The sequence below is a fragment of the Succinivibrio sp. genome, from assembly GCF_045124615.1.
In the GTDB taxonomy this organism is placed as follows: domain Bacteria; phylum Pseudomonadota; class Gammaproteobacteria; order Enterobacterales; family Succinivibrionaceae; genus Succinivibrio; species Succinivibrio faecicola.
Map to the genome: position 1 here is coordinate 1 of NZ_JBGVMC010000076.1, position 6,062 is coordinate 6,062.

Below are 6,062 nucleotides of genomic sequence, written 5' to 3' on the forward strand. Positions count from 1 at the left end.
ACCGGCAAAAAGCTTCATATCAGCCATAAGATATGTGATCCTGAGTGGTTAGAACAAAACATGTTTCTGAGATGATTCAGAAACATGGCTATTTTAAAACTTTTGCAGAAAACATAAAAGAAGAAAATTTCTTTTTTGAAATATGAAAAAAATGGATTTATTTAGCTTTCTGTAATTGTATCAAGGGTTTTAAGTACAGGTGATCTGTCTGTGGATTGTGTTAAAAAGTTTTTGTAATTAAGTTCTGAAATGCGCTTTTGTGCAATTTTTGCATCCTCAAGATTGTCAAAGCCCACAAAGCAAGAAGATCCACTTCCAGACATATAGGCACTTCCATATTGACTTAAAATTGAAAGAAGATTTTGAACCTCTGGATATTCATGTACAACAACCTTTTCAAAACAGTTTTCAAAAGGTGTATTCATAAGCTCATCAAATGTTCTGACTTTTGAATCTTTTTTTAGTTTCTCGTGAGCAAAAAGTTTTGCTGTAGGGACTGAACACTCTGGTGTTGCAACAAGGTAGTATCTGTTTTTTATCTTCTTTTCTGTAAGAATTTCGCCTATACCTTCTGCAAAGCATGTGCAACCTTTGATAAATATAGGAACATCTGCGCCAAGTTTTGCTCCAATATTAATAAGAGTCTTTTCCTGAAGATTCAGATCCCAAAGCTTATTTAAAACAAGCAATGTTGTTGCAGCATTTGAAGAGCCACCACCAAGACCGCCTCCCTGAGGCAGGATCTTATCGATACTTATCTTGCATCCTTTTTTACAGCCAGTCTCTTTTTTTAAAGCCATTGCAGCTTTGTAAATAAGATTCTTTTCAACAGGAAAACCAAAATCAGTTAAGAGCAAAACTTCATCATCATTTGTGTCGATAAAGGTCATCTTATCGCCGTGATTGAGAATAACGAACAGAGTCTGAAGATTATGATAACCATCATCTCTTTTTGAAGTTATATACAAAAAGAGATTTAATTTACATGGGCTTATTGTGGTGACTGTAGTCATAATTATTACTTTACAGTTGTGATGTCACTGATTCTTAAAACAATTTTTGTCTGTGGTGTGATTATTTCCAGCTGATTTGGCAGTACATAATCTCTGATTGGTTTATAGCTTCTGTATATTACCTTATACTGATCATCCACCAATGCTTCTTTTGCATAGCCAAGATTGTCATATACGACCTTTCCTCTTGGAAGGCCTATCATTACTCTGTGAAGATCTTCTACAGGAATATCAAGTTTGAAATTCTCCTTTAAAAGCTCTCTTGCATTTTCGCCTTTTAATACTTTTCCTTGTGCATTTATGTAGGTTGAACCATTTGCATAAACTTCAATAAGTGCATATTGCATTCCCATAGGACCAGTAAATGCAAGTGAGAACTTGTTTTTGTTATATGAATATGAACAGTTTACAGAGAATGATGCATTTTTGTATCTTGAGAAAAGACCAATTCTGCCGAATTCTTCAAGTTCATTGATGTCATTGAGCTTCTTTTCTCTTTGCTCCTTTGTTAGCAGGCTAAAATCATTTTCTTCAACTTTTGGTGCACATCCAGTAAGAATGAAGGTTGCAGTTAATAACAAAAACAGCGTTGATATAATCTTATTCATTGTATGAACTTTGAGCCTCTTTTAATATGTTGTAGATTCTTATAAGTTCCTGATGGGCAGTAAAACTTTTCATATTAAGATCACTGCCTACAAGATTGTTGAAACGTTTCCTTCCCTCAATATGATCAAGTGCGTTTTCAACTGTTTTCTCTCCGTATAGAAGTTTGAGTCCATCAAGATAATCTTCAATCTTCAAATTGCCAGTAGTCAGACAGTCTGTAATTTTTATGATGCACTGGTAGAAAGCTCTGTTTTCAAGAGACATACTTTCGTTGTTATATAGAAGAGTCCATTGTGCATATTCAGAAGCAGCTTCATAATTTTTTGCAGCAAGTGCAACTAGACATTTTAATTCACCCATTCTTAGATTTTCCCAAGGGGATTTCTCATCTGGGAGTACACCTAATAAAGAGCAAACATTTGTATCGTTATCAAACTCTTCATTTTCAAGTTCCTGAAGGTAGCTTTCGTATGTTTCTTCAGTTTCATCAGTATCCGGTAAAGAGAGCAGTGCATCCTGAAAATCGATGCCAAGATTTGTGTTGTTATAAACAAGATCGTCTACAGGATAGATTTCAGACATTCCAGGAACAATAGTTCTGTAAACATATACACCAAGATAATTGTATGAGCGAATGTAAATATCAAAGCCAAGCTTTGCAATCATATATCTTAAAGCTTTGTACTGTTCCTTTGTGCTTCCTGAAAAATCCCATGCTACAAATCTATAGTCAGGTATTTTTCTGAACATCTGCATTGGCAGGATTCCTGTTGAATCAACAAAATGGCTTTCAAGATTTACAATATCTGATGTTTTGTTTAAATCAAAATCAGGCTCATCAAAGTTGTCAAGATCGCTAAATGATCGACCCTGCATAAGTTCAGTGATTGTTCTGTCTAAAGCAACCTCAAAAATAGGATGGGCACCAAAAGAAGCAAAGCAGGTTCCGTTTCTTTGATTGAACATTACAATGCAGACAACAGGGAATTTGCCACCAAGAGAAGCATCATAACAGACGACTTTTAATCCATCGCCTTGAAGATCTTTTAGAGATTTATATGATTTTTCATATTTTTGTAAAATTTCATTAGGAACAGTAGGAAGGGCAAGACCTTTTTTTATAATCTCTCTTTTTACATGTCGTTCAATAATTTCTGAAAGACCCTGAACTAAGGCTTCATATTCGCTGTTTCCCTCTGACATGCCGTTTGAACCGTACAGATTGTCTAGTAGGTTTACAGGGAAGTATACGATCTCTCCATTTCTAGCATTTGTAAAAGGAATGGAGCAAACGCCTCTTGAGTATGATGAAGACTGCAGATCAACGAGGTTTTCAAGAGTTAATTCGCATTCTTGAGTATAGAATTTGCGTAATGATGCATTTAATATTTCATTTGGGATCTGATTTTGGTTTTCCTCAATATTTGTCCATTTTTCATCTTTGAAATGAACAAAAGGTGCATTTGAGTTATCCAAACCAAGATAGTAATCAGAAAACTCCATATGAGTTGCAAGTCTTTCAAAAAGTTCACCATAGGCAGAAGCTCGTGCAGCTAAGCGAGATGAACCTTTTCCATTAGAGTAGAGTGTAGGGCATGATGTAACTGAAAGATTAACCGAGTACACATCTTCAAGCGGGTTCATCCAGTTAGATTCAGTCACACTGATATTTAATTTTTTTAAAATTTCCTCAAAATGAGCGATGCTCTGTTCAACCGGTGCATCTTTGCCTAGAATCTGAGTCATGATAAATCCTGTAGACTATGCAATTGTTTATTATTTATGAAAATATCGTATGATAACATAAACAGTGATTTTTAAGGTTGATTTTCATATGTCAAATGCGGATAAGGACAAAAATATAGCTGTGGAAGAAACAAACAATTCCATTATTAAACAAAATGATGAGAATACTGATAACTGCACTGTCGGTATCACAGATAATGGTGTAGAAAAGGACTTTGAAAATACTATTTTGCAAAGTTCAGAGCAAAAGGAAAAACCTGTTAATCTTGCAGGTCCTTCCATGGCATCTATTGCAGTAAGTCATATGAGACGGATAACAGGGAATACAAAAAGATCTCTTGAATTAAGAAAAGAAAGTCCTCTTAAAGTTAAATATCTGAAAAAGGGAATAAAACAGAGAATTGCACAATTAGAAGAAGACTTTGAAAATGAAATGCAAGAACAAGAGATAGAAAACAATAAAAATCAAGAAAAAACAGATAGTTCAGAGATAAAAAGCAGATTTTATGACAGAGCAATCAGAAGAATTTCCTATTTTAATGCAGAAAAAAATACTAATTTATCAAAAATAAGAAACAATTTTAGGCTTTTTATCATTATAATAATGGGACTTGCACTTTATTATGGTTACTGTAAATTCACCAGAAACAGTGATGAACCTTCACTGATATCTCTGCGCGGGCAATTACCATTAAAGCTTGATGCTCAAGGACAGACTATCTTACAAAAGATTGATACTGTCGATAACAGCGTGATTGTGACTATTGTAAAAGCAGAAAATTCAAAAAATGATTCACAAGAGTTCTCAACAGCTTTGGACTCTTTTGTTAAAAATGTGTCAAATAAATTCTGCAATATTGAACATATTGTTCAGCTAACAAAAGCAGGAAAAACCGTAAAGGTTAACATTGACGCATCGAATAATTCCTATCACAGGGAATTTATCTGTGATAAGAATAATATATTACATAAAGAAGATTAATTAAATTTTGCAAATTTTGTGAGGATATAATGCAAAAAGTAGGTCTAATCGGATGGCGTGGAATGGTAGGCTCCGTATTAATGGAGCGTATGGTACAGGAAAATGATTTTTCTGTAATCGATGCTGTATTCTTCTCAACCTCTCAGGCAGGTCAGAAGGCTCCTTCATTTGGCGGTAAAGATAATGGTGTTCTTCAGGACGCTTACAATCTAGATGCTTTAAAAGCTATGGATATCATTATCACTGCACAGGGTGGCGATTACACTACTAAAATGTACAAAGCTCTACGTGATACTGGTTGGAATGGCTACTGGATTGATGCTGCTTCAACTTTACGTATGGAAAAGGACACAAAGATTATCCTTGATCCAGTAAATCATGAAGTTTTAGATAAGGCTCTAAATGACGGTATCAAGTCATATATTGGTGGTAACTGTACTGTAAGCTTACTTTTAATCGCTTTAGCTGGTCTAATCAAGACTGGTAATGTTGAGTGGATTTCTACTCAGACCTATCAGGCAGCATCTGGTGCTGGCGCTAAGAATATGCGTGAGCTGTTATGTCAGATGGGTGCTTTATATGATTGTGTAAATTCTGAACTTGCAGATCCACACAGCTCAATTCTTGATATCGAGCGTAAGGTTCGTGCAAAGATGAATGATGCATCATTCCCAACAGACAATTTCGGTGCTCCTTTAGCTGGTAGTGCTTTACCTTGGATTGATAAAGAGCTTGAGAATGGTCAGAGTCGTGAAGAGTGGAAGAGCCAGGCTGAAGCTAACAAGATTTTAGGTTATGCTGATGAGTCATTAAAGATCGACGGTAACTGCGTACGTATCAGCTCAATGCGTTGCCACAGCCAGGCATTAACAATCAAGTTAAACAAGAATATTCCTTTAAATGAGGTAGAGCAGTTAATCCTATCTCAGAACAAGTGGGTAAGAGTAATTGAGAACCACAAGGAAGTAACTCTTAAGGAGCTGACACCAGCTAAGGTATCAGGTTCTTTATATGTACCTATTGGTCGTTTACGTAAGATGAACATGGGTGATAACTTCTTATCAGCATTCACTGTTGGTGATCAGTTATTATGGGGTGCAGCAGAGCCATTACGCTGCATGCTCCGTCAGATCGTAGGCTAATAAGTCATAATTTGATAAAAAGTTCAGGTTCTCAATTGAGGACCTGAATTTTTTTTTTGTTTGAAAAGAGCAAAATATCGACAGAAACTCAAAAAAATTTACATAAAAATTCATATAAAATTCAAAAGGATAATGTAAATTCAAAAAAGAACTTGAAAATTTATGTAAATGGTCTGAAATAAAATTTTCAGACCTTCCTGTTAAGCCATATTCCATGGCATCAATTTATCAAGGATCTCAGAGGAAATTTTATGGTCTTTATAACCAGTAATTGTTCCTTTAGCATCCTTTTCAAATTCAATCTCGTTAACATGAAGCATCATTTTTGTAATGACTGCCTTCATGTATGTTCTAAAATCAGTGTTGTGAAGCAAGCATGTTTTATACAGAGAATAGAATTCTGTTAAATTTGATGCACCTTTGCATGTATCGCTTGCAATCATTCCGTTTCTTAATAAATCAAGCTCTCTGAATTTCTCTTCAGTTTCGTTATTAGTCATGACACCATAAGGACTGCTTAAGAAGGCTTTTAATCTATCTTCGTTATTAACCATATAGACAATTGACTTA

Annotated in this window: 6 protein-coding genes; 2 read left to right on the forward strand and 4 right to left on the reverse strand. The window is 35.0% G+C overall.

Annotated features, from left to right (window positions below):
* Positions 1-161: 161 nt before the first annotated feature.
* Genes ispE through ycaO form a run of 3 tightly spaced genes read right to left on the reverse strand, consistent with a single transcriptional unit; the run spans position 162 to position 3,368 of the window.
* Positions 162-1,013: a 4-(cytidine 5'-diphospho)-2-C-methyl-D-erythritol kinase gene (gene ispE / locus ACJML3_RS02005; protein WP_406020171.1), complete on the reverse strand. Its 852-nt coding sequence runs from the start codon at positions 1,011-1,013 to the stop codon at positions 162-164.
* 5 nt (positions 1,014-1,018) lie between these two features.
* Positions 1,019-1,621, reverse strand: a complete 603-nt coding sequence (locus ACJML3_RS02010; RefSeq protein ID WP_406020173.1) for a lipoprotein insertase outer membrane protein LolB — start codon at positions 1,619-1,621, stop codon at positions 1,019-1,021.
* Positions 1,614-3,368, reverse strand: coding sequence for a 30S ribosomal protein S12 methylthiotransferase accessory factor YcaO (gene ycaO / locus ACJML3_RS02015; RefSeq protein WP_406020175.1), 1,755 nt, complete (start codon positions 3,366-3,368; stop codon positions 1,614-1,616). The genes ACJML3_RS02010 and ycaO overlap by 8 nt, the downstream gene beginning before the upstream one ends.
* Before the next feature lie 280 nt (positions 3,369-3,648).
* On the opposite strand from ycaO, the gene ACJML3_RS02020 reads away from it, so the two are divergent.
* Positions 3,649-4,350: a hypothetical protein gene (locus ACJML3_RS02020; protein ID WP_406020177.1), complete on the forward strand. Its 702-nt coding sequence runs from the start codon at positions 3,649-3,651 to the stop codon at positions 4,348-4,350.
* A gap of 29 nt (positions 4,351-4,379) precedes the next feature.
* Positions 4,380-5,492: an aspartate-semialdehyde dehydrogenase gene (gene asd / locus ACJML3_RS02025; protein ID WP_406020179.1), complete on the forward strand. Its 1,113-nt coding sequence runs from the start codon at positions 4,380-4,382 to the stop codon at positions 5,490-5,492.
* 200 nt (positions 5,493-5,692) lie between these two features.
* On the opposite strand, the gene ACJML3_RS02030 is transcribed toward asd, so the two are convergent.
* Positions 5,693-6,062 (reverse strand): hypothetical protein (locus ACJML3_RS02030; protein ID WP_406020181.1); only part of this gene is annotated, 370 nt, incomplete at its 5' end.